Source organism: Micromonospora sp. NPDC049903, assembly GCF_044460945.1.
In the GTDB taxonomy this organism is placed as follows: domain Bacteria; phylum Actinomycetota; class Actinomycetes; order Mycobacteriales; family Micromonosporaceae; genus Micromonospora.
On sequence record NZ_JBITKL010000001.1, the window covers coordinates 587,322 to 612,439 of the forward strand.

The 25,118-nt window shown below is 70.9% G+C and carries 2 protein-coding genes (1 of these 2 only partly in view); one reads left to right on the forward strand and one right to left on the reverse strand.

Annotated elements, in window-relative coordinates; translation table 11 throughout:
* The gene (locus ACIBO1_RS02765; RefSeq protein ID WP_396740916.1) at positions 1–450 is read left to right on the forward strand and encodes a hypothetical protein; all 450 of its coding nucleotides are present in this window, start codon (positions 1–3) and stop codon (positions 448–450) included.
* Here ACIBO1_RS02765 and ACIBO1_RS02770 read toward each other — a convergent pair.
* Positions 426–25,118, reverse strand: the 3' portion of a protein-coding gene (locus ACIBO1_RS02770) for a hypothetical protein (RefSeq protein ID WP_396740918.1). It continues 6,702 nt past the right edge of the window; the window shows 24,693 of its 31,395 coding nt (coding positions 6,703–31,395); its start codon lies off the right edge, out of view — the gene reads right to left on this strand; its stop codon occupies positions 426–428. The genes ACIBO1_RS02765 and ACIBO1_RS02770 overlap by 25 nt on opposite strands.

Here is a 25,118-nt window from a genome sequence, read left to right on the forward strand (position 1 = left end):
ATGACGCAGGCAACGGGGGAACGAGTGACGTCGGGTCGGACGGTGGCGCAGAAGATGGGCGTCAAGCCGGGCAGCCGGGCCTATCTGGACGCGGCGCCCGCATCGGCGGTCGAGGCGCTGCGGCTGCCCGAGCTGACGGTCGCCGAAACGCTGACCGGGGAGTTCGACTACCTGCATCTCTTCGTCATTACGCAGCAGGAGATGCGGCACCGATTTCCGGTGCTGCGGGAGCACCTGCGCCGGGGCGGGATGCTCTGGCTCTCCTGGCCCAAGGGCGGCCGACTCGGCTCCGACCTGGAGCTCAAGAGCGTGATCCGGATCGGCTACGACTTCGGGCTGGTCGAGAGCACCTGCCTGCGGGTGGACGAGGTGTGGGCGGGCCTGAAGTTCACCCACCCCAAGCCGGGCAAGGTCTACCGCAACAGCTACGGCACCCTGCCCGGCGCCTGACGGCCGGGTGCGCAGCTGGCCGCAGTTTCGGTGAGCACCCCCAGCAGGTCCGCGTGGTGCGGTGCCGGCCCGTCCACGTGGCCCGGGATGCCGTGGGCGCGGACCTCGTCGCGGAGTTCGTCCAGGCGATCCACCCAGTACCAGCGGTGGTAGGGGTTCGCCTCGCAGCAGGCCACGTCCTCCAGTGCCTTGTCCCAGGCTTCGACGGAGCTGGTTGGGTGGGCTTCCTCGCGGGTCATCCGCAGCACGATGGCCACCGCACCGAACACGGTGGCGTTCCAGCGTCCGTCGTCGACGCGGTCCGGTTGTTCGCCGACGACCCCGGCGGCCAGGGCGGCTGCCAGCGCGCGGGCCCGGTCGTCGGTGTACATGAGGCGGAGCAGGTGGTCGTCCCAGGGTTTGCGGGACAGCGCATCCGGCTTCGGTTCGAGGTAGTCGAGGGCGAAGGTGACCGTCATCGGGCCCTGCACGCTGGTGCGCGGTTCCATGTCGAACGTCTGGATCGGACCGGTCGGCTGGTAGCGGGACTCGGCCAGGTCGATCGCCCCGGCCGCCGCCTCGACCAGTTCGAGCACCGCCTTGTGGGCGGAGAGCAGTCGGTTGTCCGGGTCCCGCGCCTGGAGGTGAGCCAGCTCGTCGGCGATGTACGGAGACCGCAGGTCTGCGACGTTCTCGCGGAGGTACTCCTCGGCGGTGGGCCAGTCGGACTGCCCCAGCCACTCGGAGAGGGTCACCGATCTGGTACGCGCAACCTCGCCCGTGGTGACCTGACCGGCGGCGGTGAACAGCGTCGGGACGAACGCCGAGGTCGACCAGCGTGACGCACCGTCCGGCCCGGTGACCTGCCAGCGGGAGTCCTTTTCGGTGGTCTCTGGACTGATCAGCGGAAGGTCGTAGCGGTTCACCAGTGCGGTCAGGGCCGCGGCGGGCGCGGTGGCGACCACGATCGGCTGTAGTTGTCGTTCGCCGAGCTTGATCAGGGTCATGCCGAGCACAGTCAGCACCGCGCTTCGTTCGTCGACTCCGGCACCGACCTCGACCACCACCACCGGACGCCGCACCGCCGAAGCAGCCCGCGCCACCGCTTCGGCGACCGGTCGCTGCCGCCACCTGTCGACGTCGCCCACGACCAGCAACCCACCGTCGTACGCGGCACCCCGGGGTGCGTCGATCCGGGGCGGTCCGAACGGCACCGGGTGCCGCTGTGGCGCATCGTGCACGCCCGACGGGTAGCCGATCACCAGCAGCGCCATCATCGACGCGTCGGCCGACGCGTCGAGCAACTCCGGCGGAGGCTTGGGTTCCGACTCCCTCCCCGGCTCCGGCTGCCGGAACCGGACGAACGCACCCGCAGGCTCGACCATGGGAGCACCGACGACGTCGGCGGTGAGCGTGCCCAACCGCACGTCCCCGTCTCCGGGCAGGATGTGGGCGGTCCCGACCGACACCGTCACGTCGGTGCGGCGCGCCTCCTGCACTCGCTCCCCGAAGCGGGACAGGGCCTTGAGCTCCGCTTCGGTGCCCTCCGCGTCGCCGGGCAGGAAGAGCACCAACAGCAACGCGCCCTCGTACCTGGCGTTGCTGCGCGCCAACTCGCGGGTGAAGTTCCGGGGGCCGTACCGTCCGTTGCGGGTGACCACCTCGCCCGTCTGTGGATCCAGCGTGGCGTAGACCGACCACACCCCTGGCCGGAAGTCGGGCATCCGCCGCACCGCGTGGTACGTGTCCAGGGTGTCCGCAGGGTGCGGGTAGTAGATCTTCGAGTCGAACTCGTACCGTGACTCGATCCGTCCCCGGCTGCTGTACACGCTCGACCTGACCGGTTCGCGCACCTGGTCGGCGATGAGCCGGGCCACATCGCGCAACCACCGGTCCAGATGATCAAGCGGGCCGAGACGGCCTGACGAGTACCGGCCGGAGAGACCGTCCAACGCCCAGGTGCCGGTCTGCGGATCCCGACGCAGGTTCCCGGCCACCCCGGCCCGGGTCAGTCTCGCGGTGCCGTCGCCCTCGAACCGCGCGGCCAGCGAGGGATGTCCGGGACCGTCGAGCATGTCCCGGACATCGGCCAGGGTGACGGTCGGGTCGACCTTCCGCATCGACGTGAGCAGGTCGTCGAGCTGCGCCGGCGACATCGCGTCGGTCGCGGTCTCCGAGCCGACGAACACCAGGAGGTCGCGGGCGTCCTCACCCTCCTGGGCCTCGGCGTACGACCCGCGTTCCAGGACGAGGAAGAGCCAGGCGTGGCCCGGACGCCCGGCCCAGACCTCGGGTGTGAAGTCGGCCAGCGGCATCCACAACGGGTTGAGCCGGACGTCGAGCCCGTCCGTTTTCTCGCCCCGCACCACACTGCTCTGCGGCGCCTGCTCGATCTCCGGCACCACGAAGGCGCCGACGTTCTCCGGTCGGTCGTACCACCGTGAGGCGGTCGGATCGACGGGGCCGTCGGTGGGGAGCACCATCGGCGCCGGGTCCGCCGCGCGGTGCTGCACCAGGAACCAGCCCTCGCCCGCCTCCTCGACGAACCGGGTCCAGGACAGTCGCTCGGTGGAGGTGTCGCTGCGAGCAGGCCGGTAGGTGAGCAGGTCACCGTTGCGTAGTCGGGTGGCTGCCTGCGCCTGCCCGGAGGCACCGACGAAGATGACGCCGTCGCCTCGTCGCAACGCGGGAAGTCCCTCGTGCACCGTGGTCGCACGCGGAGACTCCGCAGCGAGCAGCGAGCGCATCCGGAAGGGCACGTCCATCATCGCCATCTGCTGCTCGTGCAGCCGGGTGGCCTGCTCGGCGGCGACCTGGAGGTCCGGCTGCGCCAAGGCCGACGGGTCGATTCCGTCGGCCGGCCCGCCGTCCATCAGCCAGCGCAGGGCGAGCAGCGGCGACGCGTCGCCGAGCGGCCACCAGCCCTCCGGCGGCGAGGCGAGGCGACCGAGCCGGACCGCGCCGTCGCCGTCCACGAACAGCCTCGGGGGCGGCACGTCGTCGCCGGGAGGAGGTACGGGCCGCAGCGTCAGCGCGGTACGCACCTCGCCGGTCGTCGGAAGGTCCGCCACGAGCCGCAGGCCGACCGTGGCCGCACCGGTCACCAGGTCTCCGCCGAGCGGTACCGCGGTGCCGCCGTCGGCGGGGAAGTACCAGAACTCCGAGGGCTGCGCCCCGTGGAGGTCGACCGCGCCGTCGGGGCGTCGATCCGCCCGCACCGCCGACACCCGCCCCTGCGGGTCGAGTGCGATGTCGGCGTGCGGAGCGATCACCGGCTGCCGCAGCCGGTCCCGGAAGCGATCCGCCAACGGGCCGTGTGTGCCGTCGCCACGGGCGGCACCCCCGACCAGCAGGACCAGCGGCGCCGAGGTGTCAGCAGCCTGCGACACCCATCGGTCGATCAGGTCGTCTCCGGTGAACCGGGCGGTCACGTTCCGGTGGCGTCGGCCGTCGAGCACCACCGGCACGCGCGCCACGTCCGTGGTCGGGTCGTACTCGGCGAGCAGGGCCGGCGACGAGCCGAAGGCCGCCGACTGACCCCACGAGCCGGTCGGTCGGTACGACTGGAAGACGTCGCCGTCCACCCGGCGCACGAACAGTGTCGCGCCGCCGCCCGGGTACGTACGGGCGTCCTCGTCGGCCAGCACGACCAGGTCGACTCCCAACGCGACGGCGAACACCGCGGCGACCTCGTCGAGGATGGCGGAGTTCCACATCCGGGGCGCACCGATCGCCGCGACCAGCAGCGCGGCGGCATCCCGGGCCGGGTTCGCCTCCGGCGACCCCGCTCGCACCAGCGCCCCCGCCGCGTCGGAGTCCGGGGTGAGCAGGGTGAGGAACCGGTACAGGCGGGCCGTGTCCTCGTCCGCCATCGCGACCAACCGGGTACGCAGCGACGGCTCGCCGGGGGACGGCTCGTTCAGGCCCAGTGCCCCGGCGAGCAGGGCGACCGCCTCGTCCGCCAGGCTACCGATGATCAGCTCGCCGATAGACCGGATCGTGAACCGGTGCGGATCGGCGCGTACGACCTGTCCGGCGTGCTGAAGCAGGGTGGCTTCGTCCCGTACGTGCGCCGGCAGCTTCAGCCCCTGCGCGCGGGCGCTGTCGAGCACCGCCCGGGTCAGACTGCCGGGCTCGGTGCCCAGGTCCCGGGCATCCAGGTGGTATTCCCACTCGTCGGCGACAGCGGGTTCGCCATCGTCCAGCAGCCTGGTCGAGAGCGGCTCCACGCGACTCGCGGGCACGAGAGGCGCGGGCTGCCGTACCCGCCAGATGACCGCCATCATGATCACGGCGCGTAGCGACGGATCCGCCACCTGCGCGAAGGAGGCGAGGGCCAGCGGTGGCACCGCGCTGACCCGGCGGTCCAGTCGACTGTGGTCGTAGGGGGCGAACTCGTATCCGAGGTGAGCCAGCAGGTCGGGATGACTAGCCGGCCCGTCCGGCAGCCCGTGGATCGCGGCCACCGCACCGAAGACCGGTCCTGCGGTGTCCACCTCCGCCACCCGGACGACATCGCCGGCCGGGGTCGTGAAGGACACGGAGACCGTCCTGGTCCCGGCTCCGTGCAATCGGCTCAGCTCGGCGTTGACGGACCGCCGGTCGTTCCAGCGTTCCAGATCCCAGTCGCGGGACTCCGGCTCCGCACCGGTCGCCCCGGGCAGGTCGACGTGGATCCGGACCCCAGGCAGCCCGATGTGCGTCCACATGAGGTTGCGCTGGTCGAACCGACTGTCGGCGGTGTACTCGACGAGCTCTTCCAACCGGCGGAACATCACCTCGACGTCGCGGCTGTACCCGGCGATGGTGCTCCGGAACTCGACGTCCAGTTTGAGGGCCATCCACAGGGCCGTGAGCACCCGCTCCGCGTCGTCGACCGACAGCGCCGAGAGTTCTTCGAGGGTCCAGCCGGCGTCCCGCGCGGCCCAGAGGACCTCGGCGACGTCGCTGTCGAAGCCCTCGATGCCGCGCAACCGGGCGACCCACTCCCGGAGCCGGGTCGCCGACGCCTCGGGTGTGTCAGGGGCCGACGGTAGCCCCGCGACCCCGCGTGCCGCCGAATCGTCTGCGCCGGGCTGGGGGTGCCGGCCCGCCGCCAACGTCATGAACTCCAGCGCCACGTCCAGCGTGACCTCGGCCAGTTCCGCGACCGTGAGGGCGTCCTCGATGGGCGTACCCACGGGCTGGTACTGCGCCCCGAGCTGAAGCGACCTGAGTTCCTCCGCGTCGCTGACGCCCAGCAGCCGACGGATGAGCGAGTCGCGCGGCGATACCTCGCCCACGTGCTCACGCAGCAGGGAGGCCAGTTCGTCCAGCACCACGTGCCGAGGACCACCACGGTCGACGCGGACCTCGATCTCGCCGCGGATCGGTTCCAGCTCGCGCGCGTCCACCCGGCCCCGGTTCGCGAGCAGGAACACGGAGGGTCCGTACGGGTCGGCCGACAGCTCCACCGGCACCCGGCCAACCCGTACGCTGTGCCCCAGCACCAGCGGGTAGCTCAGGCCGAGCGCGTCCGCCAGGGATGCGATCTCGTGCCGGCCCCAGGAACCGCCGGGCGTCCTTCCCTCGTGGTACTCACGGATCTTCTCGACGACCGGCGCGAGGTCGTCGAACGTCGCCGTGCCGATCTGGTCCAGGTCCGACGGATCCATGCCCAGCACGTCGGCGGTCCACTGCCTGCCCGCAGAATCCAGCTCGCGCCCGGTCACCGGCTGATTGGCGTCGAAGTCGAGGTCGGTCAGGAAGGCCAGGTGCCGGCTCGGCTCCTCGGTGCCCATTCCCGCCCGTTGGGCTATGTCACCGAGAACGCCCCGGATCCAGGCGGCATCGGACTGCGCCGCCACCCCTCCGGCGCGCAGGAAGGGTTGCAACAGCCGCACCGGCACCTGCAGATCCAGGGCCGACTGGTACACCGCCTCGTACGGCGGCTGCAGACCCCATTCCCCGAGCCGGTCCGGCGTCCGCTCGGACAGATGCCCCTGCGCCCTGGCCTGCTGATAGACGAGCCCCGACGGCACCTGGGCCTCGACTGCCAGCGAGTACACCATCTCGGGGTCCAACCACGGACGCTCGCGTCGGTCCTCCTCGATGTCGTTCTGATGTACGGCGAACAGCGTGGCCCAGGACGCGGCCAGCAGGTTGTCCACGAACTGCGCGGGCGGGAGATCGTCGGCACCGAGCGGAGCTTCCGCCGTCGCCGACACCTCCGCCGCCGACATACCGCCGGTCAACCGGTCCCACGTCCGCATCGCCGTGGCGAGTTGTCGAGCCGCCTCGACCACCTGGTCCGCCACCGCAGCCGCGATCAGCGACGCCGACGGCGACGCGGCGGCACTCGCTGCCACCAGCAGTCGGGTGACGTGCACCGCCGCCGTACGGATCACCAGGTCGGCGTTGCGGTAGCCGTGCCAGGTGGAGCCGGGTCGGCTCAGCGGTTCGAGTCGGGCATGCACCTCGGCCAGCATCTGCCCGGCCGCGTCCCGCCGTCCGCCCGACTTCTGCCCGGGTAGCGCAGCCGCCAGCTCGGCGAGACCAGCCGGTGTGGTCGTCTCGTCCACGCCGGGTATCGATCGGTCGGCGTGGTGCTCCGTCCACCACCGGACGGCGGCGGTCAGGGCACCGGCCGCACGGGTGGCTGCCTGGATCACGTCGCCCGGTTCGGCGACGGGGTGATGGAGCGTCAGGGTCACGGAGCGGGCCGTACCGAGGATGATCGCCGCCTGCCGGGTCAACGCTCCGACGAACGGATCGTCCGCGACCGCGTCGACCTCCTGCCACACCGCGGTCGGGTCGGCCACGGCGACATCCCGCGACCGGCGCAACTGCTCGACATTGCGGGTCAGTTCCGCGACGTGTACGGCCCGGGTGCGATCGGCGAGGTGCAGTCCCCCGCCCTGCGGACCGGTGCCGACCTCGGCGAACCGCAGGAGTTCCCGGACGTACCGTGGCCGCTGATCATCGGAGGCGGACTCGCTGATCATCGACGCGGTGCTCTGGGCGGGCCACTCCTGCGCGTCACCACCGCCGTCGCCACGCGGTCCCGGCCGGCCGAGCGCGGCCCACCGGGTGACGAGTTCCTCGATCTGTCCCGCATTGGGCTGTACCTCGGAGGGCATCTCCCGGATCCGGTCGAACAGCGGGCGCAACGACAGCAGCCCGCGCGGGTCCGTCTCCCAGGTGGCCGCCAGCCAGACCACCACGTACGGGAGCCGCATCATGTCGAGCCGGTAGGCGACCCAGAGCAGCTCGACCGGTACCCGGCCGGTCACCTCGACCAGTCGTACCAACGCCGGTGCCTGCGTGGTCGACAGCCCGAGGCGGTCGGCCACATCCGACAGGCGCCCGCCGTCGACTCCCGGCAGTGCCGTCACCCGACGGAGATAGGCGACCGGCACACCGAGTTGTTCCGCCCACTGCGCCAGGTCGGTCGGGTCGGGCGTGGGAACGTCCCGCTTCCGGGCGAGCGCCCGGGTCAGCTCGGCCGTGGTCGCCGTCTCGGGGGCCACCGGCACGAGGGCATCGGCCACCCGCTCGCTCGGCACATCGCCCAGGGCGGCCCAGACCGACTCCGCGATCGCCGGGGAGTCCACCAGCGGACGTAGGTGCTCGACGGGGAACCCGAGGCGCGCGGTCCACCGCACCCATCTGACGACGTCGGCGCCCGCCGGCAGCAGCGCCGACACCGCTTCGGCGACCCGCTGCCCCTGACGGCGCAGCTGTGCCGGGTCGTCCGGACTGTCGACGGGCACCGATGCGGCGGCCGTCCGCAGCTGGTCCCCCAGGGCCAGCGCCAGGTCGACCGGGGGTACGCCGAACCGCTCGGCCGCCGCTTCCAGAGCCGCCGGGCCGGCGAGGCCGGACTCCGTGGCCAACGTCGCCAGGCTCCCGGCCGCCCGGCTTCGGCCGGTCAGCGCCGCGCGCACGTGGGCGGTGGGCAGCTCGTGCAGCAGTGCCAGCGGTACGCCGAGTTCGCGCAGCTCCCCCAGCGCGGACCGGTCGGCGGGGGACAGCGTCGACCGGCGGACCAGTCGCATCAGCCACACCAGGTCGCTGTCGGTGCGGACGCCCTCCCCGGCCAGCTCCGTGCGCAGCAGGTCGACCCAGGACCCCTCGTCCGGCTCGATCTCGCGGGAGTCCGCCGCGACGCGCGCCAGCGCGTCCCCCACCGTCACCACGAGTTCCGGCGGCACCCCCAGGTCGCGGACCACACCGAACAGCGGCCCGGGTCCGGCGAGCCCGATCCCTCGCGCGTGGGTGCCCACGTCGAGCGGCACCGTGCCGAGCACCTCGACCAGGTTCACCAGGTCGGCGACCTCGTCGCCCGCCATGGCCAGTCGTTGGGCCAGCCGGTCGACCTCGGTCCGGTCGAACGGCAGTTCCCCGTCATCCAGCAGGCGAGCCGCCTGCGGGCCGGTGATCCCGACACCCCGCAACCATCGCGCGTCGTCGGTGTCCGTCGCGCTGCCGACGGGGCCGGACCCCGATTCGGGAGCGACCAGTACGACCGGGAAGTCCGCCTCGGGCACGACGGGCAGCGACGCGACGGCGTCGTCACCCCCCGACAGGTCGGTCGTCGGCGGCGCCAGGTAGGGCAGGTCCAGTGCCGTCAACCGCTCGTGCATGCGCTGGTAGCTGGTGGTGCGATCCGCCTCGGAAACCCGCCGTGCCCGGCCGTGGGCAGCTCCGAACAGCACGCGCAGGTGTGCGTCCACGGCTGCGGACGCCGCACCGGCTCCGGGATGGTCCTCGGCAGCCAGCCGCCGCAGGGCCGCCAGCCGATCCGGCACCGCCCAGGCGACGAATCGCACCTGGGCCTCGGTCACGGCGAGTGCGTCCGGCAGATCGGACGCCGACGGCGAGGCGGCACCAGCCACCCCCCGGGGTGGCACCACGCCGGGCGCCGCCGGGGATGCGCCCGTCCCGGCCGGTGCCGCGTCGGTCCGGCTCGCGGTCGGCGCCTCGACGGACGCATCACGGATCGCACCGGGTGCGCCGCCGCGCAGGCGGGGCAGCCACTGCCGGCTCGCGGTCAGGAAGTAGTCGGCGGTCCGTTCACCGGTCTCCGGGTGCCGGCCGTGCACACCGGTGTCGTCGATCAGCACCGGCACGAGCAGCCACCGATCAGCGCCCGACACCGACTGCTCGACCCGGATGTGGCTGGTCAAGCCCTCCGGCGTCGCCTCGACCGGCTGGTGCCGGACGATCTCGCTCAGCTCGGTCGCGCGTTCCCGCAGGCTGCGGATCTCCTTCTGCGCGCGGTCGATCTTGTCCGACAGCTCGGCCATCTCGGCAGCGACTTCCGTCAGTCCGAGTCTTCCCGAGTCGACGTCATCCCGAAGAGCCGCGCGGTCGGTGTTCAGCTGCCTGACGGCCCTCGTCCTGTCGAGCAGGGCGCGCTGCACCTCGCCGAGGCGGATGCGACCGGCGCTCGTCGACTCAGCCGAGGGGGCCGCGTCCGCATCGACGAAGCGGTGCGGCACCCGAGCTTCCTCGGCCTCCGCAGCGACGACGTCAGGCTGGTCCAGCGACGCGCTCGCAAGCCACGGGTTGACCCGCTGAGCCGTCGCTTCCTCGGCCTCCGCAGCGACGACGTCAGGCTGGTCCAGCGACGCGCTCGTAAGCCACGGGTTAACCGGTGAAGCCGTCGGTCGATCCGGTTGAGCCGGCGGTCGATCCGGTCGGGCCGCCAGGACGGTCACCCCGACGTCGGGGAGCGGGAGGTTCACCACGATTCGCAGCCCGAGCGATTCCCCACCCACCGCGAGGTCGTCTCCGAGCGGCTCCGACCCGCCCCCGTCCGGCGGGAAGTAGCGGAACTCGCCGGGCCGCGTCCGAGCGTGGTCGACGGTTCCGTCGGGGGCGCGGACCACAGTGGCCGCCGAGACCTTCCCGTCGGCACCCAGGATGATGTCGACGGTGCTGGCGATCACCGGGGTGGCGAAACGGTCCCGGAAACGGCGGGCGAGCGCACCGTGCGGGCCGGACTCGTCTGCGGCCCCGCCCATCACCAGGAGCAGCGGCGGTGATTCCCCGGTGGCATGGACCGCCCAGCGGTCGATCAGTTCCTGGCCGGTGAGATCGGCGGTCAGGTCGCTCAGGCGTCGGCCGTCCAGTCCCGTCACCACGAGTGGCAGACGCATCGAGTCGGTGGCCGCGTCGTACTCGCCGAAGATCGCGTGTGCGGGTTCGATCGCGGTGAGTTGGGCCGGCACCGGGGCGGGGTGGTAGGCCCGGAACAGGTCCCGCTCGACGCGGAGCAGGTGGAGGGTGGAGTGACCGCCACCCGAGAACCGGCGGGCAACCTCGTCCTCGACCACGACGAGGTCGACTCCCAGCGCGACGGCGATCGCACCGATGACCTCGTCGACCAGCGCGGAGTCCCACAGGGCCGGCTCGCCGATCACCTCGGGCAACAGGTGTGCGATGTGGCTGGCACCCGTGGTGCCGTTCCCACCCACACGGCGCAGTATCCATGCCGCGCCGCTGCCCGGCACGGCGACGGCCGTGCTGAGAAGTCTCCGTAGACGCGGGTCGCGCTCGTTGACCAGTTGGGTGATCCTCCACCGCAGGACGGCCGGTTCCAGAGGCCTCTTCGACGTGACCGGCAGTGCCTCCGCCAGGCCGAGGAGCGCTCGGTCGTCGAGGTCTTCGGCGACCAGGTCCCCGATGGTCCGCAACGGGAACCTGCTCGGGTCGTCCTGGACCACCTGCCGAAGGTGCTGGATCAGGTCGTTCTCGTCGCGCACCTGCGACGGTAGCCGCAGCCCCTGGGCGCGGGCGCCGTCGAGAATGGCCCGGATCAGGCTGCCGGGTGCGTCACCCACGTCGTTCGGCACCAGGTGGTGCTCGTCGGCACCGACGAATGCGGGATCCTCGTCGTCGAGGAACCAGGTGAGGGTCGTAGTCGGGCGGGCAGCGGCGACCAGGGGCCCGGGCTGCCGCAGGCGCGCGATCGCCGCCGCCATGACGACGGCAACGGTCGGCAGATGGTCGATCGACCAGAACGGGTCGACGCGAATCGGCGCAGGTCGGCTGACCCGACGATCCAGTCGCGTCGAGTCGTACGGGTCGACCTCGTACCCCAGATAGCCCAGCAGCTCGGGGTGCCTGGTCAGGCCGCCCGGGCGTAAGATCACCGCGAGCAACGCGCTGACGGCCAGTGGCGTCAGGTCCAGTTCCGCGATCCGCGCGACCGGTTCGGAGAAATCGGAGTCGAAGACGGTCGCGGCAGCGACACGGGTCCCGTCCCGTTGGAGCGCACGCAGGCCCTCCTCCATCTCCTTCCAGGTGTCGGGCTCATCGGTGAGGAACCATTCCCGCCGCGTCTCGATACCCGCGAACGCGGCGAAGTCGGCGTCGACCGGTTGTGGCACGCGAACGTTCACGCGCACACCGGAATGGAGCTCAGCCCATTGCGGCATCGGCAGCTCGAGGCGGGCGCCGGCGACCCTGTCCACGAATCCGGTCAGCGCCTGGAGCAGGTCTTCGGCGTCGTGGCTGGACCGCGAGACGGTGTCGTAGTAGTCCCCGACGAGCCCCGCCTCCGTGGCGGACGCCGCGAGGGCTTGAAGGACCTTCGCCCGTTCGTCTCCGGGCAGCGCTGACAGTTCGTCGAACGTCCAGCCGACCCGCCGCGCCTGTGCGGTCATCGCCGGGTGCAGGGGTGGGGACGCTGCGGTGATTCCGCCGAGCCAGTCGACCCACTCCTTGACCAGGCGTGGCGAAACCGCGAGTTCGCCGGTACGGCCGGGCTCCTCGGCCTCCGGCCGGTCCTGGGGTACGGGACGGGAGCCCGCCGTCAGTCCGATGGCGTCGGCGGTCAGCCAGAGGTCGACCTCGCCGGCCTGGTACGCCGTCTCGATCAGGTCCGTCGCGGAGACGCCGGCCTGCTGCGCGAGGAGCCCCAGGTGTCGCGGTACGAGGTCGTTCGAGGCCACACCGATCCGGAGCAGTTTTCCGGTGAGGGACTCCCTGGGCGCCAGCTGCCCCTCCCCCCGGATCCGCGCGAGCGTCTTATCCAACGCCTCCTGCCGTGGCAGCGATTCCATGAATGTGGTCAGCTGCGCACGGATGGCCTTCGGCACCTCACGCGAGTCCATCCGCAGTGCGTTGGCGAGCAGGAACAGGTTGCTGCCGTCGCGTTTCTTCGCCAGTTCCACCGGCACCCGGCCCACCCGGACGCTGTGGCCGGTGACCAGGTACCTACTCAGACCGAGGGCGTCCGCCAGGGACTCGATGTCGTGCAGTGCCCAGTTGCCGCCGGGTTCCCGTGCGGCGAACTCGCGGCGTACCAGGTCGACGAGATCGAGAAGCGACCGGAGCGAGACCCCGTCGGCGCCGGTCAGATCCTCGGGGTCCATCCCGAGGACGTCGGCCTCCCACCGGTGAGCCCACTGTTCGAGTTGGCCGTCAGAGAGCTCGGCGGTGGCCGTCGTGCGCACGTCGACGTCGGTGAGGAAGGCGAGTCGACGCCGAGGTGACCTCCCGATCCGGTCAGGTACCTGAACGCGTTCCAGGGAGCGCTTCACCTGCCGTGGATCGGTGGTCCGCACCCGTGTGTTCAGCAGGGTCCGGAGCGGCGACAGCAACCGCACCGGCACCGACTCCTCGTTCGCCAGGCGGTAGATGTCCTCGGGTGTCCGGCCCAGGTTCCAGGTGCCCAGCAGCTCCGGTGTGCGTTCGGAGAGGTACTGGTTGCGCCGGGCGTACTCGTAGAGCACGGCGCGCGGCACCTGGATCCGGTCAGCCGTCTGGAGGACTGCCAGGTGATCCAACCAGGGACGAACGTATCCGTCGCCCTCGATCTCCGTCTGGTGTACGGCGATGAGCGTGGCCCACGTCGGAGCGAGGACGATGTCTGCGCTCCGCTCGTCGGCCTCCGTCCGGCTTCGTGCCTCCGCCTGACTGTCGCTCACGGCTGCGGCCAGGTCGGCCGCGGAGAGGCCACCGGCCAGCCGGTCCCAGGCCGCCACGGTGGCGGTGAGCCGCGCAGCGGCCTCGACCGCCTGGGCCGCGACCGCGTTCGCGATCAATGCCGCCCCGGGCGGAGCGGTGGTGCCGGCTCCCACCACCAGACGGGCGATGTGCGTGGCCGCAACCTCGATCACCATGGCAGCCGTCCGATAGACGCTGCCCGCCTCGGTCGTCCGGGTCAACCTGTGCAGCAGTGCGCGCACCCCGGTCAACATCGCGGCCAGGTCGGCCCGCGCGGCGGACACCGGGGTCCGCACCCCGCCGGGCGGCAACGACCGCACCAGGTCGGGAACGCGCACCGGCCGGTCCGGATCGTCTCCCGCCGACGGTATCGGCCGGTCGGCGTGCCGATCGGTCCAGGCGCGTACGGCTTCGACCACGGCGTCGGCGGCCTGGACGGCTCCCCGAACCACCTCCGCCACGTCGGGTGAGGTGATGTCACGGGTCAGCGCGGGTACTGCCGCCGTCGCCGCCGAGGCGACGATCGTCGCCTGCCGGGTCAGCGTTCCCAGATCAGGGTCGGCGGCGACCTTCTCGGTGTCCTGCCACAGTTCCTCGGCGTCGACGAAACTGATCTCCGCCCACCGACGCAGTTTGTCGCGACGATCGTGGACAGCCGTCGGCACGAACGTCCGGAGGCGGTCCAGGACCGCCAGCCCGGCCCCCTCCGGGCCTGACCCGAGACCGGCTGCCCAGAACAGTGCGGAGGCGTTCCGGCGGCTCCGGCCGGCACCGTCCGCCCTGGTCCAGGTCGAGCGGCCGCTGTAAACGAGCGCGGCCAGGCTCGGTGGCTGCACCTCCTGCTCGCGATCGCCCGCGAAGGACGAAAAGCTGGAGAAGTGGTGCGACTCCGACGACGAGCTGCGGTCCGACTCGTCGTCGTTGCCAGTTGCGGTCCGGGTGTCGGCCCCGGGTCCGCGTACGGCCGCCGCCTCCTCAGCGGTGGTCCACCTCAGGAACTGGTCGTCGTCGGCGTCGAAGGTGTCGTGGCGGTCGAGCAGCAGTCCGTCCGTGAGGTCGGCGGCGGGCTCTGCGTGGTACTCCGCGCCCGTGCGGCCCGGGTCCGCCCAACGACCGACCAGCTCCTCGATCTGCTGCATCGACGGTCGCCCCTGACTGGGCATCTGCGCGATCCGGGCGAACAGCGGACGCAACGGCATCAGCCTGCGCGGATGGATCTCCCAGTAGCTGGCGAGCCAGACCAGCAGATAGGGACCCTCCGGCACGCCCAACCGGTAGGCGAACATGAGCAGGTCGTCGGCGGACACCCGACCGGTGACCTCGACCAGCCGGACCAGTGCGGCGGCTTGGTCGGGGGGCAACGCGAGGCGGTCGGCCAACGCCGGCAGCGCTCGCCCGTCGACGCCGGGCATGACCAGCACCCGCCGCAGGTAGTAGTCGGGCACACCGAGTCGTGCCGACCACGCGGCCAACTCGTCCGGGGTGGGCACGGTGGTGTGCTGGGCAGCGATCGGCGCCGGGGCTGCCACCTCCGGCACCAACGGTACGAGAACCTCGGCGACGCGGCCCCCGGGCACGTCGCCCAGGGCCTCCCAGATGAGACCTTCGAGCATCGGAATCTCGGCCAGCGGGCGGAGCCGGTCCACCGGGAATCCGAGCCGCGCACTCCAGCGCACCCAGCGGTCGAGTCCGGGTCCGGTCGGCGCGACCTGGGCCAGGAGGCGGTCGGCGACCTGCTGCCCCTGCTCCCGGAGGTCGTCCGGCCCCGCGCCCGACAGCGGTGGACCATCGGACACGGCCGCCCGCAGCCGGTCGCCGAGGGCCAGGGCCAGGTCGACCGGGGGTACGCCGAGTCGCTCGGCCGCCGCCTCCAACGCGGCCGGGCCGCCGAGGCCGGTGTCGGCGACCAGCCCCGCCAGACCGGTGTCAGCCCGACGCCGGCCGTCCAGCGCCGCCCGGGCGTACTCGTCGGGCAGCTCGTGCAGCAGCTCCAGCGGTACCCCGAGGTCGCGCAGCTCGCCCAACCACCTGCGGTCGGCGGGGGCCAGGTCCATCCGGCGGGTCAGCCGCATCAGCCACACCAGGTCGCTGTTGGTGCGGACCCCCGCGTCGGCCAGTGCCGGCCGGAGCCGGTCGACCCAGGTGCCCTCGTTCGGTTCGACCGCCGACGAGCCGTCCGCGACCCGGGCCAGCACATCGCCGAGCGCCGCCACGTCTGCGGGGGACACCGCGAGTTCACGGACCACACCGAACAGCGGACCGGGCCCGGCGAGCCCCGCCGCCTCGGACCGTTCCCGCAGGTCCAGCGGCACCGCGCCGAGGACCTCGACCAGGTCGACCAGTTGCCGAGCGTCGGCCCCCTCGCCCAGCATCCGCACCACCTGGTCGACCTGTCCCGGGTCGAAGCGCAGCCGGCCGTCGGTCACCAGTCGCGCGACCTGGTGGGGTGGGATGGTGTTCGAGGTCAGCCACGCCCGCGTCGCCGGGTCGGCCACCAGGTCGGCGATCGTGGGTGCCTTCTTGGGACCGGGTGCCTTCTCGGACCCGGGTGCCTTCTCGGACCCGGGCGGCACCAGTTCCACCGGGAAGGCCGGCACGGGCACCGCGTCGACCGGCACGGTGCCGTCGTCGGCCGCGACGGAAGGTGGGCCAGGTGGCGACAGATGCGGTAGGTCCAGCGCCGACGCCAACGCCGTCAGCCGGGCGTGCACGACCCGGTAGGCGCGCGCCACCGCCGCGACGTCCCACCGCACGCTGTCGGACTGTTGCTGATCCGGTGCGGTGGTCTGCGCCAACACCTCGCGGTACGTCTCCAGGTCGGCCAACGCCTCGCCGGCACCCGGACGGCCCTCGTCGGCCAACCGCCGCAGCTCGACGAGCCGGTCCGGCACCGCCCAACTGACCAGCCGCGCCTGCGCCCGGGTCACGACCAGCTCGTCCTCGACCCCGTTCGTCCGGCCGGGAACGGGCGGCGGCGCGATCGATACCGGCTCCTCCTCGGGATCCACCGGGCTGCCGGTCCACTCCGACGGATAGTCCGGCACCATCGACCCGTCCGTGGCTCGCCAGCCGTAAGGCCGCCCCACCGTGGCCGCTGTCTCGTCCAGGTTCATCTGCGCGAATGCCGCGTCGACGCCGGTCGGATCCAGGACGACCGGCTCGGCCATCGTCGCGTCGAGAGACAGCCGATCGCTGAGCTCGGTCAGCCCGGACCGCCACACGTCGGTCCGTACCGGCCCGGCCGTGACCGGTACCAGCAGGACCGGCTTCCGCCGCTCGGAACGGGGAACCTCGCGCCGCAGCCGCCTGACCAACTTCGCGAGCAACGCGGCTCCGCCCGGCACCGGCAGCTCCACCGGCATCAGGCTGCTGTCGGCCGCGTACGCGACCACGAGCGACCCCGCGACCGGAGAAACCAGGCGTGGGGTCACCGACGAACCGATCCACCACACGCCGCCACTGAGGGACGGCCCGGGGCGGGACAACATCTCGTCAATCCACATGTCGTCGCTGTCGACCGCCGACTCGACGAGGTCCTCGGTGAGGCCGTTGGCAGACCAACTCGGGCCCAGCCCCTCGCTCCACTCGATCAGTCGGGCGAGCCGCTCCTTCATCTTGCGATCGTCTGTGGTGTCCACCAGCTCGCGGAGCTGCGAGACCTCGTAGTGACCAATCGGATCATCGTCCAGCCGAGGCAGGGCGCGCAGGGTCTGCGTCACGGCGAACAGCCGAGGCACGGTGACATGACCGATGCCGTACGCAAGCGCCGCCACGTGACCGATCGGCAGCAGCTCCCTGCGAGTCACCCCGAGCTGACCGGCGAGCCGGTGCAGAATGTTGACGATCTCCGCTCGCGTCAGCCCGTCCGTCTGGGGTTGCTCCGCCCCCACGAGAGCCGCAGTCAGCAGATACTCGTCGATAGCGACATCGGATTGTGTCGACTCGTATCGATATTCGGAGCCATAGAGCTCGTCGCCGAAGGCAATGCCGAGCAGATCAGCGTCCCAGGGCGCCACACCCCCGTCCTGCGGCATCTCACTCAGTTCGGGTCGCCGTGGTGCCGGCCAGTGCACCTGCACGAGGCTCGCATCGGACCTGGCGTCGACTCTGCCGGTCAGGTATTCGGCAAACGCGTACCCGAACTGGACCACCGCCCACGGCGTCTCCCGGTCCGGACTGCCGACGACGATCCTCGGTAGGCCGTCTTCGGCATTCGTCGCGACCGGGCTCGCCGTGTCGGCGGAATCCGGAGGACGGATCCACAGCGTCTCGCCCACCGTGACGATCTGCCAGTCCGGCTGGCGCTCCCGCTCGAAGACACCGCCGCCGAGATTGATCAGGTGTGGTATGCCGGGCAATTCCCGCATGTTCGGGAATTGGGCGTCACGGTGCACGGTGTAGTAATGGGCGAAGGGACTCATCGACTGCTTGTGCCACGACAGGTACGGCACGAAGTGGTCGAAGAGGGCTTCTCCAGGGGTGATCGAGAAATCCGGTGTGGCGCGGATCGCCAGGACACGCTCCGCCCCGACAAGTCCCGCCAATTCCACCGCCTGTGTCGGCGTGAGCTGGTCCCTGGTCACCAACTCGACCATTGCGGTCTCCGGGAGCCGCCTCGCCAGAGCGGTCAGTTTCTCAGCAGCCGTCGCGGCACGACCGATCTCCACCACCACGACCGGACGAGAGGGATGTGCGAATCGCTCGCCGTCATCTCGCGGCGAACGCGAGGTCGACCACAGGTGCGTCCCGGATGGGCTGCCCTCCGCCTGGTAACCGGAGATTCGCGGCACCTTCGCCTCGGAGACCGCACGCCAGTCCCGCACCGAGCCGCCGCTTGCATAGATCCTCGCCGCCTGATATGCCGGCGCCTCGACTCCGACGTGGGAGACAAGCATGTGCAACACGTTCGCCCAGTAGGCGTCCCGATACAGCCGACTGCGCAGCAGATCGGCCACCGACTGACTGAAGCCAGGGGCGTCCGCCCTCTCGAGCGAGAACAGTCCTGCCCTCACCGCCTGCTTCGCGACCGTGAACATCGATCCATAGTTCGCCGTCAAATCGACGTTGAAATGCCACCAGGCGTCCAACGCAACGGCATAGCGCGGATCATCGGGCGAGAGCGGATGCCGCCACCACTTCTCCGACACATCGCTGCGATCCGTGACCAGCCGGAGAGCTTCGGCAGAGTTGCTCCATCCTGCGGCCAGTCGGGCCGCCAGCATGTACTGCTCGGCATGCACACCCTCGTGGACGAACGTCTCGTGCACATCGTCGACGGCGCGATCCAGCCGTAGGGCCATCGACCACGCGTAGGAAGAGAAGCTGCCCTCATACTCGCTGCCGGAAGGTTCCGGAACGAAGTCGATGGAAGGCATGCGACCCGCTCTGTCCGCATTGCGGTTCAGTGTGGTCGTCAGCTGGTCGATCAGCTCCTGCCAGGCGCGCTGCTGTCGATCCGTCCCACGCTGGCCGGTCAGGGTGCGATAGCGACTTCGCGCGTGACGCCGCAGATCGTCCCAGTACATCGGGTCGGTGGTCCGTAGGGTCTGATCACCAGCGGTCAGACTCGGGCTCCACTCCGGACCGCCATCCAGAGTGAGCGTCATTCCCTGCGTCGCAGCCAGGTCACCGAGCATCGAGGAGAGAGCGGTGTCCAGACCGTCCGGATCGGGAGCCGTCACCGGTTCTCCGTACTGGTCCCGCACCTCGAAGAACGGATTCGCGACCACCGGTCCCAGTGCGACCGTGCCGGTTTCCGAGTCGACCGCTACCTGCCACTCGGCGACGACATTCGCCCCGACGAACTGGCCCAGCACGTCGAGCCCGGTCGGAGACACCCCCGCGAGCCCGGGGCTGTTCCGGACGTCCACACCGCCGTCCGCCACGACCGCGTACACCGTCTCACCATCGGCCGGCATCCGGTGCAACCGGCCTGCACCGAACGCCACCAGTCCGTTCGCCATGCCCTCGGCACCGTCGAACACCGACTGCATGTCATTCGGATCGTCACGACGGCTCACCCGCCGCTGTAGACCTGTGGTGAAGCCCAACTGTGGTGGTATCGCGACGGAGGCCCAGAGAATCTGCGTCGCCCAGTCCGACGGCAGTCTCTCCCGATACAGGTCGGGCCGACTGCGCAGCAGAGCCTCGACCGTCAGCCCGGACGGCACCCAGGGGGCCGTGGGCGCACTCGGCGCAGATCCGGACGCAGACCGTGCCGACGCGGACCCAGACGCCACCCGCCGCCCCGACGAGCCTGGCGCGCCGCCCAACAGCCGACGCGTCCACTCACCGTTGACCAGACGGAGGTCACCGGTCCGTTCACCGGTCTCCGGATGCAGGCCGTGCACTCCCGAGTCGTCGAAGGTGACCGGGATGTCGACCCGATCCGTGCGGCCGTCCACCCACTGCCGTACGGTGACTCGACCGCGAAGTCCTTCATTCGATGCCGCCACCGGGGCATGGGCCACGATCGCGGTCAGTTCGGTGATGCGCTCCCGCAACCGGTCGATCTCCGACTGGACCTGCGCCACCTCAGCCGACGCGCCAGCGCCCGCACCGTCCGCACGCAGCCGCGTCAGATCCTCCGCCCGCCGGATGAGAAGGTCCCGCAGCGAGGCCAGGCGCACCTGACCGACATCCTCGGGCTGCTGCCCGGTCGCCGGCCCGGCCACGCTCTCGTGGGGGTCCGCCGGGCCGGAAGCCGCATCACCCGGCACGGTGGCAACGACCGGCTCGGCCATCGTCACGCCGAAGCCCAGCCGGTTCTCCCACTCCGTCAACTCGGCCCGCAGCCGGTCGCTCTCGGCTGGCGCAGAGGTAACCGGCACGAACAGGACCGGCTTGCCCCGCTCCTCCACCGGTAGCTGCCGCCGCATCAGTTGACCCACCCGCACCAGCAGCGCCGCGCCCCCCGGGACCGACAACCCCACCGGCAGAAGATCAGGATCGGCCGCGTACGCGAGCACGAGCGCACCCTCGACCGGAGCGACGAGATCCCGCCGGCCCACCGGCCCCAACCACCAGACCCCACTGCCATCCGGCGTACGCCCCGACAGCACCTGGTCGACCCAGCTCGTGTCCTGACCGACGACCTGCTGCACGTACTCGGAGGTCAGTCCCTCGGCGGGCCAGGTCGTGTCCGGATGGGTGAGCCATTCCAGGAGTCGGGCGAGCTCCTGCTTGGCGCGACGCTCGTCGCCCTCCGGCACCAGTTCGTGGAAGTCCCGGATGAGCCAACTCTCGATCGGCCCACCGGTGGACCAGGGCGTGTTCGACTCGTAACCGTCACCGAAATCGAGGTAGGACCGGTAGCCGTTCACGTTCCGCAGGGCCCGCGTCACCAGGGCCAGGCGTGGCACGGTGACATGGCCGATACCGAAGGCGTACGCCATGGCGAAGCCCACCGGAAGCAGTTCCGCACGGGTGACGCCGAGCCTGGTGGCGAGGCCGTCCAGCACCTCGACGAGTTGGACCTCCGACAACGCCTGTGGTGCCGCTTCCACCGCGTCCACCAGGGCTGCCGTCAGCACGTACGGGTCCAGGTCGAAGTCGTTCCTGTCCGATATGTGCGTGAGCTGCGGATCGTCGACGGCGCGCTCGCCGAAGGCGCTGATCACAAGTTGTCTGGTCCACGGCTCGGCAGCGTCGCCAGCGGTCAGGTCGACCTGCTCGGGTGGTTCGAGGACGGGCCGGTGGATCTGCACCAGATCCGGGTCGACGCGACCGTCCGGGATGGCCATGAGCCGCTCGGCCAGCAACAGTCCGAGCTGCGCGATCTCCCACGGGGTGTCCCGGTCGGGAGTGCCGACGATGATCCTCGGCATGCCGCGATCGGGCTCCACCGCCACTGGCACCGCCGCCGAGGGCTCATCGGTGGCGTGCACCCAGAGCGTCCGCCCCACCGGCCTGATCCGCCAGTCCTCCTGGTTCGGCCGATGAAAGACACCACGTCCGCGATTGGTCAGATCTGCGACCGGAACCCCGAGGTCGAACGTGGGCCGTTGCGGTTCCGTGTGCACGGTGACGTAGTCGGCGAAGAGGCTCATCGACTGTGTGTGCCACCGCGAGTACGGGACGAAGTGGTCGAACAGCGGGTCGGCCGGATCGATCTGGAAGCCGGCCGGGACGGAGAGAGCCAGCGTCTGACCCGCGCCGACCGTCGCCGCCAGCTCCACCGCCTGAGTCGGCGTCAGAGGGCCGGAGGTCGCCACCTCCACCAGGGCGTCCGCCGGCAGGTGAGGCACGATGCCGGCAAGACGCGACAGTGCGTCCTCGGCGCGGCCCACCTCCGCCACCACGATCGGGCGGGAATGGTGGACCAGTCGCGCGACGCTGTCCTGCGGCTCCTGTCGTTCCCGCCACAGGTGGGTGCCGACCTCGCTCGTCCGGGCCTGGTAGCCGGAGATCGGCGGCACCAGGGCGGACGAGACTTGCTCCCAGTCCCGTACGGAGCCCTCGGCCGGGAACTCCAGACTCGCCCGGTACGCCGGACCTTCCAGACCGAGCCGGACGATCATCATGTGCAGTAGGGACGCAGGGGCCGCCCGGAGGATCCTCCGCGCTTCCAGCAGTTCCCGCACGGACGGACTGAACTGCTCGATCTTTCGGACTTTGACTGCCTGGTCCGAGCTCCGGACAGCCAGCGTCACTGCCTGCTCGGCCTCGCGGTGGAGTTCCTCGTCCAGGCCCCGGCGGTTCAGCCACCACAGGTGCAATGCCAACGGATAGCGGGGATCGTCGTGCGAAAGTGGCTGGTCCCACAGATCGTCGCGCACGGGGTCGACCATGGTGATCTGATCCATGACCCTGGGGTCGTTGGTGGCACCGGCCACCAGCCGGCCCATCAGCACCCGCTGCTCGGCATGAACCCCCTCGTGCGACAGGAGCCTGAGCTTCTCGTCGACGGACTCCGGCCGTGGGAGCGACATGGACCAGCTCATGCCGTGGAAGGCGGCATGACTGTCCTCGCCCGACATGTCCCTGACTTCGGTGACGGTCGACGAAAAGCCATAAGGGGTGCCGATACCGAGATGTTCGAAGAGCAGGTCGCTCTGACGCTGCCAGGCTGCTGTCTGGCCGCGCCTGGCACCCAGGGTGTCGTACTCCTCCCGGGCCTGCCGCCGCAGATCGGCCCAGTAGGCCCGGCTCACCGCGCGATGCGACTCGTAGTCGTCGGCGACCCTGCCCGGCTTCCACTCCTCACCCCCGCGAACCAGCGTCGCACCACGGTCTGTCGCGAGGTCGCCGAGCATGGCGGCCAGCGAACCATCGAGATCGGCCAGGTCAGGAGCGGAGCCCCCGGAGACGTACTCGTCCCTGTCGCGAACCGAGAAGTCGGGGTTCCTTGCCACCTGGTGCAAGGTGACCCCGGTGTCCGGGTCCACCGAGACCCGCCACCCGGCGACGACGTTCTCTCCCGCAAACTGACCCAGGAGGTCGGGTGCGGTGGTCGGTGACGCCCCTGCGGTGGCCCGGCTGTTCCACACGTCGATGCCACCGCGCGCCACCACGGCGTACACCATCTCGCCGTCGGCCGGCATCCGGTGCAACCGGTCGATGCCGAAGCCCACCCACCCGTCCGCCATGCCCGCAGTGCCGTCGAACACCGGCATGATGCCGTCCGGAGTGTCGACTACCCGTTGCTGTAGGCCGATGGTGAAGGCAAGCTCCGGCGGGATCGGCACGGCAGCCCAGAGCGTCTCCGTCGTCCATTCCGGCCGCTGGCTCTCGGCATACCAGTCGGGCCATTCCCTACGTAGTTGCTTCTCGGTGAGCCCCGCAGGCACCACGATGGCGGGAACGTCCGGTGCCGAATCTGACGCCACCGTCCCCACCGAGGACGATCCCGGTGCGCCGCCCAATAGCCGACGCGTCCACTCACCGTTGACCAGACGGAGGTCACCGGTCCGTTCACCGGTCTCCGGATGCAGGCCGTGCACTCCCGAGTCGTCGAAGGTGATCGGGATGTGGACCTGATGCATTCGGCCGTCCACCCACTGCCGCATGCCGACCCAACCGAGAAGCCCCCCGCCCGACGCCGACACCGGAGCATGAGCCACGATCGCGGTCAACTCGGTGATGCGCTCCCGCAACCGGTCGATCTCCGACTGGGCCTGCGCCACCTGCGCCGACACGTCAGCGCCCGTACCGTCCGCACGCAGGCGCACCAGATGCGCCGCCCACCTGGTGAGGTGGTCACGCATCGTGGCAAGGCGCACCTGACCGGCGTTCTCGGGCTGCTGCCCGGTCGCCGGCCCGGCCACGCTCTCGTCGAGGTCCATCGGGCCGGAAGCCGCATCGATCTGGTCGGCAGTGGTGACGAGCGGCTCGGCCATCGCTACCGGGTAGCCGAGCCGGTTCCGCGTCTCCGTCAGCTCGGCCCGTAGCTGGTCGTTCTCGGTCGGGGCAGAGGTCACCGGCACGAACAACACCGGCTTGTCCCACTCCTGCTCGGGTAGCCTCTGCCGCATCAGGTTGCCCACCCGCACCAGCAGCGCAGCACCCCCGGGGACCGGCAGCCCCACCGGCAGAAGATCAGCACCAGCCGCGTACGCGAGCACGAGGGTGCCCTCGACGGGAGCGACGAGGTGCCGCTGCACCACCGGCCCCAACCACCAGACCCCGCTGCCGTCCGGCGTACGCCCCGACAGCAACTGGTCGATCCCACTCCGGTCCTCGCCGACGACCTGTTGCAGGTACTCGGAGGTCAGTCCCTCGGGCGGCAAGGTCGTGCCCGGATGTCCGAGCCACTCCAGCAGCCGCATGAGTTCCTGCTTGGCACGACGCTCGTTGTCGTCCGGCACCAGGCTGCGGAAACTGTTCAGGATCCGACTCTCGTCCGGCTGTTCCCTCCCCTGGCCGGGCAGGGCCAAGAGAGCCCGCGTCACCACGGCCAGGCGCGGCACGGTCACATGACCGATGCCGTAGGCGAAGGCCGTGACAAAACCCACCGGCAGCAGTTCCTCGCGGGTCACGCCGAGCCGGGCGGCCAACCCGGTCAACACCTCGACCAAGTGGTGCTCCGACATCGCCTGCGGTGCCGGTTCCACCGCACCCACCAGAGCAGCCGTGAGCGCGTACGGGTCGATGTCGAGGTCGTCGATCTTCGACGTGTGGGTGAGCCTCGGATCGTCGACACCGTGCTCACCGAAGGCGCTGAACAGGAGCTGCCGGGTGAATGGAGCGGCGGTCTCGACGGGGGTCAGGTCGTTCAGCTCGGGTGGCTCCAGGACAGGCCGGTGAATCTGCACCAGATCCGGCATGCCGCGACTGTCCGGAACACCGGTGAGCTGCTCGGCCAGCAGCAACCCGAGCTGAACGATTGCCCAGGGGGTGTCCCGACCGGGAGCGCCGACGACGATCCTCGGCATGCCGAGATCGGGCTCCACCGGAACCGGCGACGTTCCGGCCGGCTCGTCGGAGGCACGCACCCAGAGCGTCTGTCCCACCGGCCTGATCTGCCAGTCGCTCAGGTCCTGCCGAATGAAGACCCCGCCGCCGATGTTGTAGAGCGGCTTGAGCGCGTAGTTGAGTCGGAGCAGAGGTCGTTGCGGTTCGAGGTGCACGGTGAAGTAGTCGGCGAAGAGGCTCATCGACTGTGCGTGCCACCGCGAGTACGGCACGAAGTGGTCGAACAGTGGATCGGCCGGATCGATCCGAGGACCGGACGAGGCGGCGACGGCCACCATCTGTCCCTCACCGACCGTCGAGGCCAGCTCCACCGCCTGAGTCGGCGTCAGTGGTGCAGAGGT